Origin of the sequence: Dehalobacter sp. CP, assembly GCF_047652685.1 — a bacterium.
In the GTDB taxonomy this organism is placed as follows: Bacteria; Bacillota; Desulfitobacteriia; order Desulfitobacteriales; family Syntrophobotulaceae; genus Dehalobacter.
Window position 1 is genome coordinate 1834001 of the sequence record NZ_CP157399.1, and the last position, 18022, is coordinate 1852022.

The window sequence follows — 18022 nt, forward strand, 5'->3', positions numbered from 1 at the left end:
TTTCATATCAACTTATCTACTAAATTACTAAATTAGTAGATTATAATAAAAAGATTATCACATTATACAATCTTTGTCAAAAAAATACGCCATTACAGGCACAGTGGTCACAAATATTTCGACGTCCATAGCTAGACCAGTGTGGTATTGTGGCATACAGATCTACCCTCATAATATTTTAAAAAAAGGCTTTAACAGCCTTTTTTACACTCTATTGTAATTGATAACCGCATTTGTCACGGTAACTATGGAAATCAACTCATCTTTTTCATCAAGCATTTCAATCAACCAGACATGAGATGTTTTTCCCTGATGCAGCAGTCTGCCTTTCGCGAGGATATAGCCTTCTATGTTTTTTGCTTTCATATGATTTGCCGTAATATTCTGGCCCACAGCAACCTGGCTATTGTCCAGCAGCTGGTTGGAGGCATATCCTGCAGCCGATTCTCCCAAAGCAATGGTTGCCCCGCCATGCAATATGCCATAAGGCTGGCTATGAAAAGCCGTTAAATTCATCTTGGCTTCAAACGTATTGTCCTTATACTGTATATATTCAATATTCAGGTAATCCATCAGGTATTTCTGGTTCTCCATCAAGTGGCCCTCCTTTCCCGCGCACGCTGCTAAGCGAATATGTGATGCTCAACGGTATAATCAGCCAGGACATTTTCATCGACAGCAATTCCCAATCCCGGACCCCGGGGTACTTCAATCCTGCCGTTTTGAACCGTGACCTCAGGCCGAATGATATCCTGTGGAAAATAGCGCTGGGACGGTGACAAATCTCCAGGAATATAGGTATCCTTCAGACTTGCCAAATGGACGTGCAGTATTTTCGAAATTCCGCTTTCCACCATACTCCCGATCCAATAGTAGATATGATGCTTCCGGCAAAGCTCAATCATCTTCCTGACATAAAACAGGCCGCCAACCCGGCCGGTCTTGATGCTCAAGGCGCGGCAGGCTTTTAATTCAATTGCCTTCTCCAGATCAGCTACACTTAAAATGCTTTCATCCAGACAGACAGGCGTCTGCATTTCTGCCTGAAGTTTCTGATAGTCCGTCAGTTCCGCTTCAGCCAAAGGTTCCTCCAGACACAGCAAACCAAGACCGTCGATTTTCATTAATTCGGGAATGTGCTCGGAGCGAAAGCTTCTGTTGGCATCCGCCAGCAGTTTGAGATAGGGATAGGCAGTTCTGATCATGTTGAGTTTGGCAAAACCGTCCTGCGGTTTGATCTTTATTTTAAAACGGACGTAACCTTCCTGCAGGTACTGTTCAATCTGTTTTAACAGGCCGGCGCTATCCATATCTCCCAGAACCATACCCGCCTCAATCTGCGTATTTGTCTCCTCCTGAAATACAGCCGCCATGACAGGGATATCCTGACGCCTCGCGTACAAGTCCAGCAACGCATTTTCAACCCCGGCACCTGTCATCGGGTAAGCTTTGTCCAGCCAGGCATGAATGTCGAAAGGATGTACAATCTCTTCCTGCAGCAGCCGCGGAAGATAAATTTCCAGCAGAAGGCGTTTGGCATCGGCAAGCGTTTCCGAAGTATAAAAAGGATCAGAGAAAGCGACAACTTCGCCATAGCCGGTATTCCCGGATTCGTCTGTGACTTTAAGAATGATCGTTTCCCGGCGGTCCAGACTGGTCTGAGATGTTTTAAAGGTAAACTTTAAAGGCATGTCCAAAAGGAACAGCTCTGTTTTTTTTATGATCATGGGTTTCCTCCCCCGGCCAGCATATCTTCCAGCGCCTTGTGACGGACCTTTCCCATGGCATTCCGGGGAAGTTCAGCCAAAAAGATGATCTCGCTGGGAAGTTTATAGCGGGCGAGTCTTGGAGACAGATAGTCCCTGATCTCTTCTTCGTTTAATGAAGATACTGCAAATAAGACAGGTACCTGTCCCCACTTGGGATCTTTTCTTCCGATGACAGCGCATTCTTTGATCCCAGGGTGCGCGTAGAGTATATTTTCAATTTCCCGTGGATAAATATTTTCCCCGCCTGAAATGATCATGTTTTTACGACGGTCGAGAATATACAGGAAACCGTCTGGATCCAAATAACCAATATCTTCCGTAGGGAAAAATCCAGAGATCGTTTCCCGGCCAAGATATCCGTCCATAACCATGGGACTCTGAATCAGGACTTCCCCGCTGCCGTCAGGCCCTGGATTCTTGATCAGGATTTCCACTGAGTCCAGCGGAAGGCCAACTGAATCAAGCTTATCCGGGTATTGAAGAACGGAAAAGGTTGCTGATTGGCTGGCAGTTTCCGTCATGCCATACGTTTTATAGATAGGGATCTGCCTGACCATACATTTTTTAACCAAGGGACGAGGTATGAACTCCCCCCCTATAAGCACCACTCTCAAGCAATGCCTGTCAATCCGGTCAATGATTCTGTTCAGCATGGTCGGAACAACCGACATCATATTGACTTGTCCTTCCTGAACCAGGTTTAATGTTTCTTCTTCCCGAAAGCTTTCCAGCAACGTTACCGCTGTCCCGTTGTATAAACTGCGCAGCAGAATCATTAAGGCGCTGATATGATACAACGGCAGAATCATCAGCCAGTTATCTTCTTCTGTGACTCCGAGGCTTTTTTGAGAAGCCTTAACATGGGCAGCAAACTGTTTCCAGCGCAGCGGAACAGATTTGAATTCTCCGGTCGTGGCGCTCGTATTCATAATGACTGCAATTTGTTCCGGGTTAAGATCCGCGGCCGGATCAAATTCGCTGCATGCTTCTGAAGCATTTTGTTCTGCAACAGCCTTTACACCATCCGTAACATCATCCCCAACTACATCTGAAAATGACTTCACTCCGGCCGGAAATGACTGGCTGAAATTGACGGCAGCCAGATCATCCTGGGCCAAGATCAGCTGAATATCCAGGGTTTTTACTTGTATGCCGATTTCTTCCGCGGTCAAGCGTGTATTCAGCATCAATACTTCTTTTTGAAGCAGCTGTAAGGCCAGAAAAAACAACACCATTTGTTCAGAATTATTCGAAAGGAGCGCTACCCTTTTTTGTTTTTTGACATGCGGCAAAAGCCTTACCGAAAGTAAGCTCACGCGTTCGAACACGTCCCGGAATGTCAGGCCGTTGATAAATTTTTTATCCGGTTTTTCAAGGGCTTGCCTTTTTAACCAATTCATCTTAATCCATGCTCTCTATTAAATCCTTAATTCCATCCATACAGATCGTGTATTACATTATTTGGGGTAGGTGTTCGTAATATCCTGCCGGATCAGGGGAATTTCGGGAACTTTTTGAAATCGGGCTCGCGTTTTTCTTTAAAAGCGTCTCTGCCCTCTTTGGCTTCGTCTGTGGTATAGAACAACAGCGTTGCATCCCCGGCCAGCTGCTGCAGTCCGGCGAGGCCGTCCGTATCTGCATTGAAAGCTGCTTTCAGGAAGCGAAGGGCCGTCGGGGAATGCTGCAAGATTTCCTGCGCCCATTTCACGGTCTCCTCTTCAAGCCGCTCAAACGGGACGACTGTATTAACGAGTCCCATCTCCAGGGCTTCCTTAGCCGTATATTGACGGCAGAGATACCAGATCTCGCGGGCTTTCTTCTGGCCGATGATGCGAGCCAGATAGCCTGCACCGTAGCCGGCGTCAAAAGAACCAACCTTTGGTCCGGTCTGGCCGAATTTGGCGTTCTCCGACGCAATCGTCAAATCGCAGACAATATGCAGAACATGGCCGCCGCCAATCGCAAACCCATTGACCATTGCGATCACCGGTTTAGGAATGATGCGGATTAAACGCTGTAGATCCAGTACATTTAGACGCGGAATCTGATCGTCACCGACATAACCGCCATGACCACGCACCTTTTGGTCACCGCCGGAGCAGAATGCTTCTTTTTCCTGGCCCTGACCGTGATTAGCACCGGTCAAAATAATCACTCCTATATTTTCATCCTCCCGGGCAATCGAAAAAGCATCAATCAGTTCCATAATCGTTTTGGGGCGGAAAGCATTGCGGACTTCCGGGCGGTTGATGGTAATCTTGGCGATTCCGCTGTATGTCTCATAAATAATATCCTCATAGCTACGGCTGAGTTTTTCCCACGGAAATGTGCTCATTGAATAACCTCCCTAAAATATCGTATTCTTTTTCTCCGAGTTCATATTCTTTTTTCCGAATTCTTATTACGTCTCTCCGTATTTTCATCTAAAGCATCAAGCGCTTAGGAACTCGCTAACGACCGCCCGAAAAGTCTGCGGGTCTTCCAGATGCGTATTATGCCCGGCCCCGGAAATGGTCTGCCGGATGATCCTGGCATTTAAATGACTGAACTCCCGGCTGATTTTCTGGTATTTCGGGTCAAGTTCGCCGCTGATAAAGAGAACGGGCATCGTCAATTCGGCCACCCGATCTTTCAGACAGGGAAACGTTCCCTGACCGCTCCCCAGCAGTGTATTAGCAAGCGCATATGGTTCATTTTGCAGGCGGCGCTGCCTGATTTGTGCTCGAACTTTCTCGGGAAGCCGGGCTTGTGTTTTGAAAAGTTCCAAACCCGACCAATAGCTTTCAAACCATTCGATCCCGTTCTGCCGGATATCTTCGGCCAGCACGGCATCATCTTTGCGCCGCTTCTCTCTGCTGAGCTCACCGCATTCCCCATAGGAAGCGCTTTCCATGATAAGTTTAGCGATTTCCTGGGGATATTGTAAAGCATAGGCCAGCGCAATCCGTCCACCCATCGAGTACCCTATCACGCTGTACTGCACCAGCTCTAACTGCTGCGTCAGATCATGCAGCGTTTCCAGCAGCGTGGGAAGTCTGTAAGGCTGAAGGGCAAACGGTTTTTCAGTACTGCCGTGTCCGGGCAGATCCACCAGAATCAACCGGAAGCCGGCCAGATCAATGTCGTCCCAGGTACCAAGGTTCTCTGAAAAGCCGTGCAAACAAACGACTGGTTTCCCGGTTCCCCGTACTTCAAGGTGAATGTTTAGACCGTTTGCGGTGATCCTCATTTCCTATCATCCACCTTAGTCATTTTCTGACGGCAGCCGGGTATACTTGTCATGCAGCTCCTTGCTTAACTCCAGATCTATTTTTACTTCAATAAGCTTGATGCCTTCCGTGTTCTGAGCTGCTTGGAAACTGCGCTCAAATTCTTCATAATTTTTCGGTTCAAAGTAAGCGATGCCATACAGAGCAGTTAACGCAGAAAAATCCAAGCCCGGGGGGGTTAAGAACAGCGTTTCAAAATATTCTCCCCGGCTCTGGGGCAAGTACCGGAAAATCCCTCCACCATTGTTGTTGAACAATAGGATGGTCAGATCCAACGGGTGATTCTTGGCGATCTGAAGCCCGTTTAAATCATGGAAAAGTGCAATATCGCCGGTCAGCAGCACCGTCGGTTTACCGGCAGCCGCTATACCAAGAGCTGTGGAAACCATGCCGTCGATTCCATTGGCACCTCTGTTTCCAAGTACCTTTAGGTTTTGCGCGCGGGTCTCCAGAAAATCATCAACATCGCGGACGGCCATACTGTTGGCTGCAAAAAGCCTGGATTCCTGAGGCAGAAGATCTTGAAGCCTTTGAATCAAAGTCCCTTCAAACAGTCCTTTTTCCTGTCTGGCTTGTCTTAGCTGCACCCGCATTCTTTGTTGGTAAATGAGCCACCTATCCAGATATTCCCGGCTGCTGTTTTTGGTTTTGACCGATGCTGCAAAAAGCTTAGGTGAAGCCAGTACATAATGGTTCGTGGAAAGTGCCGGGTTACGATAGTCAAATACTGCATCGGCCTGGACAAATAGTGCATCCTGATGCCGGGCCAAATACTGCTGAAGGCTTTTCGACACAGGTGTCTGTCCAAACTGGATGACATATTCAGGTTTTAATTCGTCTTTCACCGCATCGTCTTTCAGAAACGCCTGGTAACTATCCAAAATGATCTCGCTTGAGAAGCTGCGGAAATTGGACAGCGGATCAGCAAGTACAGGCGCTTTCAAACGCGCCGCCAGGGCCAGTACCTCTGTATGATAGTCGGCATACGCGTCGCCGCCGCAAACAATGATTCCGTTTTTATTGCTGAATGCTGCATCAAATTTCGGATGAACTTCCAAAGGCTCGGCAGGATGCGGATACGAAGACGGGCCGTTGAGGCTGAAAGGTTCTCTATGAAGTCTAAAAGCATCTCTGTGGCGGCCTGCTGTAAAATCAAGTTTGCTTAAATCCGGCACCAATGGTTCACGCAGCGGGATATTCACGTGGGACACGCCAAAGCTTCCCGTCATGGCGCTGCCGTAAGCTTTTTGCATAACTGCCCTGGCATAGCGGTACATCCGCTCATCTTCTTCGGGTAATGCCAGTTCCTCAAAAAAACGCGCATACTCTCCGTAAATCCTAGCCTGATCAATGGTTTGGGGCGCTCCAGCCTGACGCAGTTCGGGCGGCCGGTCGGCCGTCAGAACAATCAGCGGAACCCTGGAATATTTGGCTTCTACCAGGGCCGGCAAATAGTGCGCTGCAGCAGATCCTGATGTACAAACCAGCACGACGGGTCTCTGCATTTCTTTGGCTGCCCCGAGTGCAAAGAAGGCTGCGGAACGTTCGTCAATACTGACATAAATCTCAAATTGATGCTCACTGAATAAAATTGCCAGCGGGGTAGAACGTGATCCCGGGCTGATCACAACTTCCCTTACGCCCAGTTGGTACAATTCATCCACCAGGGCCGCTATGTAATTCGTTGCTGCAAAAAAATCGGTCATCGTCGTACTATCCTCACCTTCATGCCCAACATATTTCAGATCCCAAGCTTACAAAATTTCCAAAGTTAGCATCATAAGATTCCAGGATTGAATTTAAGGACATGGGGGTCAGGGTACCAGGCCCTCCAGGATCGTCCTTAATTTATCGTTCGTCTCGATGTATTCCTCCAGACAATCGGATCCTTCCACGATCCCGCATCCCGTATACGCATAGACCATATTGTCCTGAATAAGGGCCGACCGGATACCGGCCACAAAAATGCCATTACCGTTCTGATCCATGATTCCCAGGGGGGCCGCATACATCCCCCGCTCGTGTTTTTCCTCTCTGGCAATAATGTCAAGGGCGGGTCCGACCGGATTGCCGCCAAGGGCCGGCGTCGGATGCAGACGGGTGACCCAGGCAGTTAAAAGACTGCCGTCTTTTGCCCCAAGACGGGTTTTTAGATGATAAAGGTTTTTCAGGGTCAGAATCCTTGTCTCGTCGATCCATACCTCAGCGCAGTATTTTTTCATGACATCGGCTATGGTATCCCGCACAATTCGGTGCTCATGCAGGTTTTTAGGGTCGTTTAGCAGGATCTCCATTTGAGTCCCCTCATCAATGGCGTTACGGGGAATTGTGCCCGCCAGGGCATAACTGATAATTTCATCGTCCGCTTTCTGTACCAGGATTTCCGGCGTAGCACCCAGAAAAGTCCGGCCTCCCTTCGCATACGCAAAAACAAAGCTGTCCGGATTTTTTTCCCGGAGGCTCTTGAGTACGCTCTCGATATGAACCGTCGTGGTACAACTGATTTTCACTTCTCTGGAAATGACCACTTTATCCACGTTTTTTAAGGATATTTCCTGTTTGACATTGGTGAATAATTCTTGCCACTGTGGGTAATCATCATCAGCGATCGTATAGGTATGGCGGACAGACTTTGTCTCCCTGTCCTCTAACCCACAAATTTCTTCCTCCGGCGCCTGCTCGGGATAGTATAAAAGCTGCTTGCCGTCCTTTTCAACATAATAGTACTTGAAAGCAATGGTTTCATTGCCAAGTCCGGCCCATTTGGGATCACGGACCGACTGAAAAAAGGTTCTGGCAGAAAACACTAGGTCGTAATTCTGATAACTTTCTCCTTCAGCAAAGGTTTTCCAGCGTATTGCCCCGATGATCAGTTCACCAGTCAGGGGATTATAAAAGAAAAGACGATCCTGTTTGTCAAAATGGGTCCAAAAAGCCAGAGGATTTTCCAATTTCATTTCTTTTTTTAGATACTTCAATTTTTTCCGTCTCCGCTTGTGCAAAATTAATTTCCTATAGTATTATCCTACATTTCCGGCGATATATATACTATTTTATCAAAAGGAGGAAAATTTTTCACGTAATCCGCAGATTTTTTTATAAAAAACCCATGTTCAGCCCAAAATTGAAAAATTTTTAGATATAATAAACAGCCCTAATCCGATGGAAGCTCGGATCAAGGCTGTTTAATCATCCAGTTATTTCATTCAGTTAAATCGCTCCATTATGTGCACGATTTACCCACGGATTCTGTCCAGGGTCTTTTTGGTTTCAAGTAGGAATCCGTCCGTGCTGACAACCGTCTTTTCAGGAAGATCGGAAATCAGGGCCAGGTCTTTGGTCATAATTCCTGCTTCGATTGTCTGCAGGGAAGCGGCTTCCAACTGATCTGCAAACTCGATCAGATCTTTCAGTCCGTCGATTTCGCCGCGTTTTCTTAATGCTCCGGTCCAGGCAAACAAGGTAGCCATCGCATTAGTCGAGGTTTCTTCGCCTTTAAGATGCTTGTAATAGTGACGGGTTACTGTCCCGTGTGCTGCCTCATATTCATAGCAGCCATCGGGAGATACCAGAACCGATGTCATCATGGCCAGACTGCCGAAAGCTGTCGCGATCATATCGGACATCACGTCCCCGTCATAGTTTTTACATGCCCAGATATATCCGCCCTCGGAACGGATAACACGGGCCACTGCATCGTCAATCAGCGTGTAGAAGTACTCAATATCCGCATCGGCAAATTTCTGCTTGTACTCCGCATCAAAGATTTCCTGGAAAATATCCTTGAAGGTATGATCGTACAGTTTGGAAATCGTGTCTTTGGTCGCAAACCATAGATCCTGCTTGACATCGAGCGCATAGTTAAAGCAGGAACGCGCAAAACTCTCAATGGATTTGTCGATATTATGCATTCCCATAATGACGCCTTTGCCAGCAAAGTCAAAAATCGTCTGACGGTTCACTTCACCGGTTTCACTGGTGAAAACGAGTTCCGCCTTTCCAGCGCCCGGGACTTTGTATTCGACATTGCGGTAAACATCACCATAAGCATGACGGGCAATCGTGATCGGTTTCTTCCAGGCAGAGACCATTGGTGTGATACCTTTCACAACAATCGGTGCCCGGAAAACCGTTCCATCCAGAATCGCTCGGATGGTGCCATTCGGGCTCTTCCACATTTCTTTCAGATTGTACTCCTCAACCCTTTGGGCGTTCGGCGTAATGGTAGCGCACTTTACGGCAACACCATATTTCTTGTTGGCCATAGCGGCATCGATCGTAACCTGGTCATTCGTCTGATCCCGGTATTCTAGGCCAAGATCGTAATACTCAGTTTTTAAATCGATATAGGGCAGAAGCAAGATCTCTTTAATGGATTTCCAGATGATTCTGGTCATCTCATCGCCATCCATCTCTACCAGTGGGACGTTCATTTGGATTTTCTGCATTTTGTCCTCCTTAATATATCTGAATATGTCTAAAATCGAAAGCTTTTGTCAATGACATAATTTCGACTGCTATTATACTATAAAATATCGAATTGATATACAAGCAAACACAAAGAATAATACAGAATTCATTTCTGCCATCTTCTATTATCAGCGCCTATGTTTAAATCTTTTCACCTGAATATTTGAGCTTTTCAGTTAACCATTTAAGGTTTTCCGGCAGGCTGCTCTTGTCTTTCCGGCTCAATCCGGGTTTTATTTCCAAGCAGGAAAAACCCCTGAATAAACAGCAGCACACCAGTCACGATCAGCATCCACTCTATTTTAATTACATCAGCTAAAGGACCGAACACCAGCATCCCAAGCGGCATCATGGAACTTGATATCATAGTCAGAACACCGAATACCCTGCCTAGAAAATCCCCTTCCACTTTTTCTTGCAGCAGAACTATTGCCGGGACATTGAAGATGGGCATGGCGACCCCGATCAGGAACATAAAAAGAAGGTAAATCCAAAAGACCGGAACAACCCCAAGCGCGAGGGTACATACCCCAATCATTAACGCTGCCAGGGTCATCGTGTTGACCCGGTTTTTGAGGCCTCCCCAGGATGCCATCCCGAGTCCGCCGATAACCATGCCAAGCGAAAACGCAACTTCAATTGCAGTCAGCCGCCAGACATCATTACCAAAACTGCGTGTAACCTGAAGCGGGGTCAAAAACGCAGAAGGCGCTGCCAGGAAAAAGAAAACAGCTGCAAATAGAAAGAAAATTTTTAAAAACTGGTGATTGAGAACATACCGGGTCCCTTCACTCAGATCACCGAAATAACTGACGGTTTGCTTCTGCAAGGCTTTGGCATGGGCAGGCACCTGCAGAAATACAAACAATACCATCACAGCAATGGCAGCTGTGACCACATCAATAAAAAAGATTGTTTCAATTGCAGCTACGGCTAACAATGCTCCGCTGATCATCGGTGATACCAGCATGACCAGCGACTGAATACTGCCGTTGATGCCGTTGACTTTGGTCAGCTTATCCTGCGGAACGAGCTGAGGCAAAAATGCACCTACAGTTGGCGTCTGAACCGCCGTTCCAAACGCACGCAAGGCAGCCATCACAAACAAAAGCCAGACGGTTTTGTAGCCCAGCAAAAAAAGAATGGCCAGAATAAGGGTAACTGCCGCAATCAGCGTGTCCGACAGCATGATCAGGTTTTTGCGGTTATAACGGTCAGCCCAGACTCCGGCAAACGGAGAAAGCAAAAATGTCGGCAAAAATCCGCAGATGATATAAACCGTCATCATCACACCGGACTGCGTGTTTAAGGTGATGTACCACATCATCGCGTACTGAACCAGCGATGTCCCAAAGAGTGAGAGCGTCTGGCTTGCTATAAACAGAACAGTGTCTCTCTTCCAGTTCGATCCGTTTGGCAATCCCGTTATGCTTGGCGTATTTTTCAGGTCAGGCATAGCAGTAATTTCTCCCATCTATTGATACTTTTTTCTAAACGTTTCTCAGAATAAACCTGATCTTTTGACATCAAGGATAACACAAATACGATTATTCTTGATACACATTTTCCTCTGGTGTTGGCATTATGGTATAATTATACTGTTTTCAACATTTACTTTAAACCAAAGGAGTATTTTTTATGATGAAGTTCTATCTCACTCATGAGCCCCTTGTCCTCTGTCGGGAGGGCAAACAGGTTTACTAAACTTGTACCCTCCAAAAGATTTTCTAACATGACTTAAGATGAATAGTTTTGGAGGATGAAATGAATAACAACTTTTTAGCTGCCTACGGGCTGAATGATCGTTTTGTACAAGAAGCAACTTTATATCAGGGTTTATATTTAGCAAGGGTCATTGAACAGTATCGGGATTTCTATCATGTGATCGCTGAAAATGGCGAGCTTCAGGCTGAGGTATCCGGCAAGTTTATTTTTAACGCCAGAAACAACGCAGATTTTCCGGCCGTCGGGGATTGGGTCATGATTGACCGCTTAGACGATCGTTCCGGCAACGCGATCATTCACCAGGTGCTTCGCCGCCAAAGTGTCTTTGAGCGGAAAGCTGCAGGAACAACCCATGCTGTCCAGATTGTCGCGGCCAATATTGATGTCGTATTTATCTGCATGTCCCTAAACTATGATTTTAACGTGCGCAGGCTGGAACGTTACCTTACCATTGCTTTCAACAGCATGGCAACTCCGGTCATTGTTCTGACCAAGGCTGACCTCTGCACGGATTTAGACAGAAAGCTTCAAAAAATTGCGGATGTCTGTGCCGGCACAGACGTCATTGTCTGCTCAAGTATGACAGAAAACGGTTACCGGGATATTTTAACCTATATTGCCAATGGTAAAACAGTTGCCCTTATCGGTTCTTCCGGCGTCGGAAAATCGACCCTGATTAACCGCCTGCTGGGCCAGGAAGTGTTAGCTACCCGGGAGATCCGTGATGACGACAGAGGCCGGCATACAACGACCAGCCGCCAGCTGCTGCAGCTTCCTAACGGAGGCCTTGTCATTGATACGCCAGGGATGCGGGAGCTGCAGATTGAATCCGGTGATCTGGCCCAAACGTTCGATGATATTGCGGAATTTGCCCAAAAGTGCAGATTCAAAGATTGTTCCCACACCACGGAACCGCGATGCGGGGTACGCAAAGCGATTGAAAATGGTGAACTGCCGCAAGACCGGGTAAACAGCTATCAGAAACTGCAAAAAGAGCTTGCTTACGAAGGTTTAAATTCGCGGCAGCTTGAGCAGGAAAAAATCAAAAACATGTTCGGCAGCAAAGGCGAAATGAAGCAGGCCATGCGCCAGATCAAAAATAAGAAACAAAAATAGCACGAACCCAGGTAAATCGATTTCTAAATTCCGTTAATAAAGATCCAGAACTTTACTCGGGTAAGCCGAAATACAAGTTGACTTTAGCTGATTGGTTTTTTCCCATTCAGCTAAAGTCTTTTTCTTTCTATAGCGATTTTTTTACGTTTTTATAGCGCTTTAAATTCGTAGGTAACTTGATTATCCAGAACGGTAACGATCAGCTTATTGGCCTGTTTGCCTGCTGCGGAAGTGTTGAAGCCCGCACAGGAAATGTAACGTACTCCCCTGTCCAACTGAACTTGATCCGTGGAGCCCGGATAAAAGACATAGACATTTTTGCCGGTCTCCTTGTGGTAATCCGCTAAAGTATCCTTAAGTAAAGCAGCTTCTTTGGCATTAACAAATGAACCAGGGGCACAGTCCATGGATACAAAGATTTGATCGCCTTTGCTGCTGTTTAATTCTTTGAACAGCGAGGCCCATTGCGCCGGGTCAGTTCTCCGGAGCCCGCCTTTGCAGCAATCAAGCTGAATGAAGGTACTGTTCTTGTAATGAAAGGTTTTATACCCGCTGCCAGTCTTCATAGCAGGTTTGGTCACTCCTCCGGCTAATTTGGCAGCGTTTGCTCCGGTGTAAATGGCAAGATCCATATTTTTATTGATAAACGTATTCAGTTGCATCAAGCTTTGTTGTTTGGATTTGCTGCTGGGCTGCACGCTGCTGCCGAACACCGCAAACCTGAAACTGCTTGATCCCGCAGAGAACGTTGCCGCCCGATTGGCCTTATCCGTAAGTACAGTATTTTGGGGTATCTTGGCAGTATCAATGGCAGGATGATTGCTCACGCTTGCCGTAAGCTCATCCCAATAAATCACTCCGCCGCTATTGGAAGGATCCGTGTTCCGGACGTAGAGTCTTGTCAAATAGCGCGGGGAATTGATACTTCCAAGAGACGTGCTGACCTGTCCCCATCCATTCCAGCTCATATCCGCTGAAAATTGGACCTGATGCTTTTTACCGTTGGCATCTATAATTTCTCCCATGAGTTTATTGGTATTCTCCAGAGAATTATAAACCCAAACGGCAAGGCCTGACGTATTGGCGTTAAGCGGGACCCCTTTGTTTCCAAAAAGGACGGATGCCTCACCAGGGTCCTCCGTATAAAGAAAATCATACATCAGTTCTCCGGATGTTTGACCTGCATAAACCTGCCCGCTGCTGATCCGGTAAGAACCCCTGACATTTTCCGAGCTCGCTGAAAATGTCCCAAGGCTGTCTTCAAAAGCATATTTATTTTCCGTATTTTCCGAAGATACGGCAACCGCACAGTAGGCATGAGCATTGCCGACGGAAGCCTGGATATAGCCTGTACCTGCGTTCTGAGCCTGGAAGACACCGTTAAGACAATCTCCGATGCCGATGCTGCCGTATACCTTCCACTGAATATCTTCCGGCTGAATCCGAGCTGTAAATCCCTCCAGACTGCAGCCTGTAACCTGTATCGTCTGGCTTTGTCCTGACGGCACCTTGCTTTCATTGGTACTCAGAATAAGCCTTGCGGGGGCGCTTAAAGAGCAAACATCCAACTCAGCCGTCAAATCCCCTACCTTTGCGGTGACTTTTCCATCCCCCACGGAAGTCGGACGAAGCGTACTTCCTGAAAACGTGCCTTTGATACCGCTGACCCTCCACTTCACATCCTCAGGGTCAATGTCCACCGGGTTCGCGTATTGGTCTACTCCTTTAAGTGTAAAACTTCTCGAAGTATTGACAAAAACATTTGGACTTTCAGTTTCAATGATTAACCTTGAAAGTGTTCCGGCAGGAGCCAAAGAAAAAATCCCGATGGCGTTCGCAACCGGCCTTAATGTTCCCTCTGAAGGGACATTGGCAACCTGGAGCTGCTTTGTCCCAGGGGCTCGAGCCACCATGGTCGTTGACCCGCCTCCGTCAAGTATCATGGCATTGTAAGCGCCCAGCTGCAGCATCAGTTCTGCTGACTCTTTTTGGGTAAGACCGATACTGTTGTCCTGTCTTCCATCCACGGTAACCAGAACCAGTTGTTTGCCGTCCTGCGTACTTCCTGCGAGCGTGCGGGGATTATTCTGATTAAAGCTGCTAACATTATATGAGAATTTATCGGGTATCTGACCGTCTTTAACCAGAACAGAAGCTCCGGTGACTGACATTTGAAGGCCGGACCAGTCCGGGGTCGAGTTTAGGCTTAGGGAAGCTTGTTCGCCAATTTGCAGACTTTGCACCAGTTTTGCTGCTTGTTGTCCCCTGGAGATGATTACAAAGCCATTAGTAGGAATCGCTGCGGCTGACTGTGCCTGACGCACCTCCACAACCCGGCCGTCAGATACAAGAACTTCAACCAGGTCAGGATAGGCAGCCGAAGCCCCTAGTGTGGAAGCCCCCCATTTCTTATCAAGAACGGTAATATCGGTATAATTCCGACGGCTGGGCTGGTTGTACTGAGAAACAACAAACGGCACAGAATCAGGGCCAATCAATTGAAGCTCATTTTTCCAATAGTCAATACTCAATTCGCCGTAATTGCTTAAGCTTAAAGAAGCCATTTCATTTTTATTTTGATTATACCAGCCGGCTGTCGACAACAAGCTACCATCTTGAACGATTGGCCCGTCGGCATAGCCGGCTGCCGCATTTATTGCATTGAAAAAGCTGGCATTCACCGCTGCTACAGCGTTATCTTGTTGAGCTAGAGCGGGAACAGTGACAAGTTTTTCTGTGATCTGATCGTTTGTCAATGTATCAATTTTTATATTAGGATTCGTCGTATCGATTCGTAAAACATTAATGTTTAACCAGCCGTTCAAAGTGAATCTCGATATATTCTCCAAAGTTGCCCCAGCAGTAATCGTTTGCAGGGTGCTTGATTCGTAAAGCGCAGCCGGCAAGGCTGCTGCTTCACTTGAAAGCGTTGCGACGAATAACATCATGGCGATAACAACGGATAATGTTTTTTTAAATTGAATCATGATAATTTGTTTGTCTCCTCTTTCCGTCTGATATTTTTGTCTATACACAAGCAAAAATTGGAATTTCTTCCAACTTATTTTAAGTATACACCTTTGTCTGCTGTTTTATCTACCTTATTTACATAATTTTCTTCCAGAGCACGACCTATAAAAATAATGAAACTGCAATACAGAACAGTTCATGCCCCTGCTGCTGAGACTGTAGCCGCGCTATCATTCCCATCATCTGATCGAGGGATCCACTATCGGGCCTGTTCGATATTTTTGATGAAGCGTTCAGGTCCGATTCCATTTTTTGATACGTTTCCCTCGAAAAAAGTGAAACTGGTTTGAGTCCTGCCTTTTCCAGAAGCAGGGTCAGATTCGTAGCATTATAATGAAACAGGTGATCCCTTTCCATAAAAAGCGGGGAATAAGGTCCGTAAACCGCGTTGGTGAATGAATCCCTATTCGGAATGCTGAAAAATATTTTCCCATCCGGTTTTAACAAGCCGGATATTTCTTTGAGGAATCCCACCGGATCAGCCATATGCTCCAGAACATGCCAGAACACAATTGCCTCAAATTTTTTATTTTGTTCCAATACGCCGGTCTGCCATACATGATTAATCATTTGAATTCCGAATCGTTCATCAGCAAATATGCATGCCTTTTCAGACGGTTCTACACCTGTGACCTTCCATCCCGCATTTTTGGCCATGAAAATAAATTCGCCTGTACCGGAACCGATTTCCAGAAGGTCACCTTTATGGGGGCAAAACACTTCCAGCAGCAAAATATTAAAACTTGCATGCTCCAGAAAAGTATCCTGGATGTACCGCTGGCGCATCATGATCCAGCTGTCGTCATACGTTGCGTCAATCAGACCGTCTGGGCTGCTGCCCTGTATGATCAAAGCAACGTGCTCGTTCATAATTAAGTCGCATCTCAGGCAATGAATCAGTCTGAATCCGCTGTATTCAAAAAAAACTTCCAATTTACATCCTTCACATATAGGGCATTTTTCTATTTTGATACCTTCCATCACGATATTCGGTTCTCCCAACAAGTGTATTTGATATGACTAGCGCAATGGACTCTCTTCCCATTCGACCAGTCCGGGGTTCGGGTCAAGGATCGACTCATACTGTTCTTTCCAGCCATAACGCGATTCAGGATCAAGCTGCAAATACCGCAGGTACTTCGCCAAACGGTCTTTCGGTTCCGCCCAGCCCAGATGTTTGATCCTCAGATCGTCTAAAGCATAGGAAAGCATTGTAATATTTTTTGGAAACCTCCCGCAGTGCAGAGGGGTTTCATTCCACTCGGCTTGAAAATCCGGCCTGTACCTGATCAAGAAAGGCCGATAAATGGAATGGGCTTGCCAGTACTTATCTTCCCTGTAATGATTGTCATCCCAGAAATCATATAAACGGAAAAAATAAAGGTCCACACCAGGATTACAGATCAAATCCTGGACTTTCTCCTTAAATTTACGTTCGAACATTTCGTCTGCATCCAGGTTTAGGATCCATTCCGGATTTGTCTGGACTGTTTCTTCCCACTGCTGTTTTCTAAGTTCCACTTCATTTTGAAATTTTGATACCGGGTTCTGAATGATCTGATACGGAATCCCCCGAAGGATCTTCCGGCAAAGATCGACACTGTTGTCCGTGCTACCGTCATCAATAATGACAGCCTCATCTATATAGTGCCTGTGTTCTTCCAGCACTTTTTCCAGATAGCGATTTGCTTCATTTTTCATAATCATTGACAGCGTTAATTTAGGTCTATGAACACTTAAATGTTTTTCATCTGTTCTCTCTTTCACTTCTAATCTACCTTTATCGGCATCGTACTTCTTCTTAAAATCAATTACACCTTCCAACGCCGATTCCCGGTAAATATGATAAGCAGGATAATGCGTATCTACAAACAGGTTCAACCCCAGCGCCTTGGCCCTGATGCAGAAATGGCGGTCCTCTCCCCAGAAGGTCAAATTTTCTATTTCCCTAAAACTAATTCCTTGAAGCAGGGCTTTTCTGCTGATCAGCGTGCAGGCTCCAAGACCTCCGACTTCGTAAACGCCGGGGACTTTTAATTGATTAAGAAAGGCCTGCTGTCTCTTTATTTGTTCCTCCGGGGCCAAGCTCTCCCCTCTGAGCCTGCGAACCATATCATAGCTGTCATACAGCCACACATTGGGCAGCTCCGGAGTTTCCGGATACCACATCGTCCAGAAGATTTCAGAAATAACATCTTTGCCGGTTCCAATCAGGTGGGTAATGGTTCGAGGATAAAGAAGCAAATCCGAATCAATTAAAAACAAATAATCATAAGAACCTTCAATCGCTTTTTGAATCATAAAATCTTTAAACTTAGCAACCTTCCATATCAGGTGATCTTTCCAGTAATGGGTTGCGTCATCGCATACGTAGGTTTCGGGATTCTTTTCTTTGTCCACGGATTGATACAGTCTGACCGGTTTGTTTTGGGCGAAAAGCAGCAGCTGCCGGCTGGACTCTTCCTCATGATTGTCATCAACAAAAATATACTCGATGCGTACATTTTCCTGTTCCAGTCCGGTTAGCGAATCAAGAAATTCTCTTAAGATATTAGATTTTTGGCAGACAGGGCTTCCCAGCAGAACCTTTTTCTTCTCCATCATTTTGACTCCTGATTATAGATTGCGGATGCCTAAAGTATA

At 46.4% G+C, this 18022-nt stretch carries 13 protein-coding genes; 1 reads left to right on the forward strand and 12 read right to left on the reverse strand.

Annotation, left to right across the window (positions count from 1 at the left end; genetic code table 11):
- Positions 1 to 204 precede the first annotated feature (204 nt).
- The 9 genes from AAH944_RS09125 to AAH944_RS09165 all read right to left on the reverse strand — a co-directional run bounded on the left by AAH944_RS09125 (position 205) and on the right by AAH944_RS09165 (position 10964).
- Positions 205 to 594, reverse strand: coding sequence for a PaaI family thioesterase (locus AAH944_RS09125; protein ID WP_415534517.1), 390 nt, complete (start codon positions 592 to 594; stop codon positions 205 to 207).
- Between the two features lie 29 nt (positions 595 to 623).
- On the reverse strand, positions 624 to 1727 hold the full coding sequence (gene menC, locus AAH944_RS09130) for an o-succinylbenzoate synthase (RefSeq protein WP_415534519.1): 1104 nt from the start codon (positions 1725 to 1727) through the stop codon (positions 624 to 626).
- Entirely contained in the window at positions 1724 to 3169 is a 1446-nt protein-coding gene (gene menE / locus AAH944_RS09135; RefSeq protein ID WP_415534521.1) for an o-succinylbenzoate--CoA ligase, read from the reverse strand. Before menE ends, menC begins: the two co-directional genes overlap by 4 nt.
- 92 nt (positions 3170 to 3261) lie before the next feature.
- The gene (gene menB / locus AAH944_RS09140; RefSeq protein ID WP_415534523.1) at positions 3262 to 4104 is read right to left on the reverse strand and encodes a 1,4-dihydroxy-2-naphthoyl-CoA synthase; all 843 of its coding nucleotides are present in this window, start codon (positions 4102 to 4104) and stop codon (positions 3262 to 3264) included.
- A gap of 96 nt (positions 4105 to 4200) precedes the next feature.
- Positions 4201 to 4998: a 2-succinyl-6-hydroxy-2,4-cyclohexadiene-1-carboxylate synthase gene (gene menH / locus AAH944_RS09145; RefSeq protein ID WP_415534525.1), complete on the reverse strand. Its 798-nt coding sequence runs from the start codon at positions 4996 to 4998 to the stop codon at positions 4201 to 4203.
- 15 nt (positions 4999 to 5013) lie between these two features.
- Complete coding sequence (menD, locus tag AAH944_RS09150) at positions 5014 to 6744, reverse strand: 2-succinyl-5-enolpyruvyl-6-hydroxy-3-cyclohexene-1-carboxylic-acid synthase (RefSeq protein ID WP_415534527.1); 1731 nt, start codon at positions 6742 to 6744, stop codon at positions 5014 to 5016.
- 108 nt (positions 6745 to 6852) lie between these two features.
- Positions 6853 to 8016, reverse strand: a complete 1164-nt coding sequence (locus tag AAH944_RS09155; RefSeq protein ID WP_415534529.1) for an isochorismate synthase — start codon at positions 8014 to 8016, stop codon at positions 6853 to 6855.
- Between the two features lie 258 nt (positions 8017 to 8274).
- Positions 8275 to 9486: an NADP-dependent isocitrate dehydrogenase gene (locus AAH944_RS09160; protein ID WP_415534531.1), complete on the reverse strand. Its 1212-nt coding sequence runs from the start codon at positions 9484 to 9486 to the stop codon at positions 8275 to 8277.
- Positions 9487 to 9692: 206 nt separating this feature from the next.
- Positions 9693 to 10964, reverse strand: coding sequence for an MFS transporter (locus AAH944_RS09165; protein WP_415534533.1), 1272 nt, complete (start codon positions 10962 to 10964; stop codon positions 9693 to 9695).
- 308 nt (positions 10965 to 11272) lie between these two features.
- Here AAH944_RS09165 and rsgA point away from each other — a divergent pair, with 308 nt between their 5' ends.
- Entirely contained in the window at positions 11273 to 12349 is a 1077-nt protein-coding gene (gene rsgA / locus AAH944_RS09170) for a ribosome small subunit-dependent GTPase A (protein ID WP_415534535.1), read from the forward strand.
- Between the two features lie 149 nt (positions 12350 to 12498).
- Here rsgA and AAH944_RS09175 read toward each other — a convergent pair whose 3' ends face one another.
- The 3 genes from AAH944_RS09175 to AAH944_RS09185 all read right to left on the reverse strand — a co-directional run bounded on the left by AAH944_RS09175 (position 12499) and on the right by AAH944_RS09185 (position 17980).
- Positions 12499 to 15336 carry a phosphodiester glycosidase family protein gene (locus tag AAH944_RS09175; protein ID WP_415534537.1) on the reverse strand — a complete coding sequence of 946 codons (2838 nt, stop codon included), beginning with the start codon at positions 15334 to 15336 and terminating at the stop codon, positions 12499 to 12501.
- A 145-nt stretch (positions 15337 to 15481) separates the two neighbouring features.
- Positions 15482 to 16312 (reverse strand): class I SAM-dependent methyltransferase, encoded by an 831-nt coding sequence (locus AAH944_RS09180; protein WP_415534539.1) that lies wholly within the window; start codon positions 16310 to 16312, stop codon positions 15482 to 15484.
- Between the two features lie 87 nt (positions 16313 to 16399).
- Positions 16400 to 17980, reverse strand: a complete 1581-nt coding sequence (locus tag AAH944_RS09185; RefSeq protein ID WP_415534541.1) for a glycosyltransferase family 2 protein — start codon at positions 17978 to 17980, stop codon at positions 16400 to 16402.
- Positions 17981 to 18022: the final 42 nt, after the last annotated feature.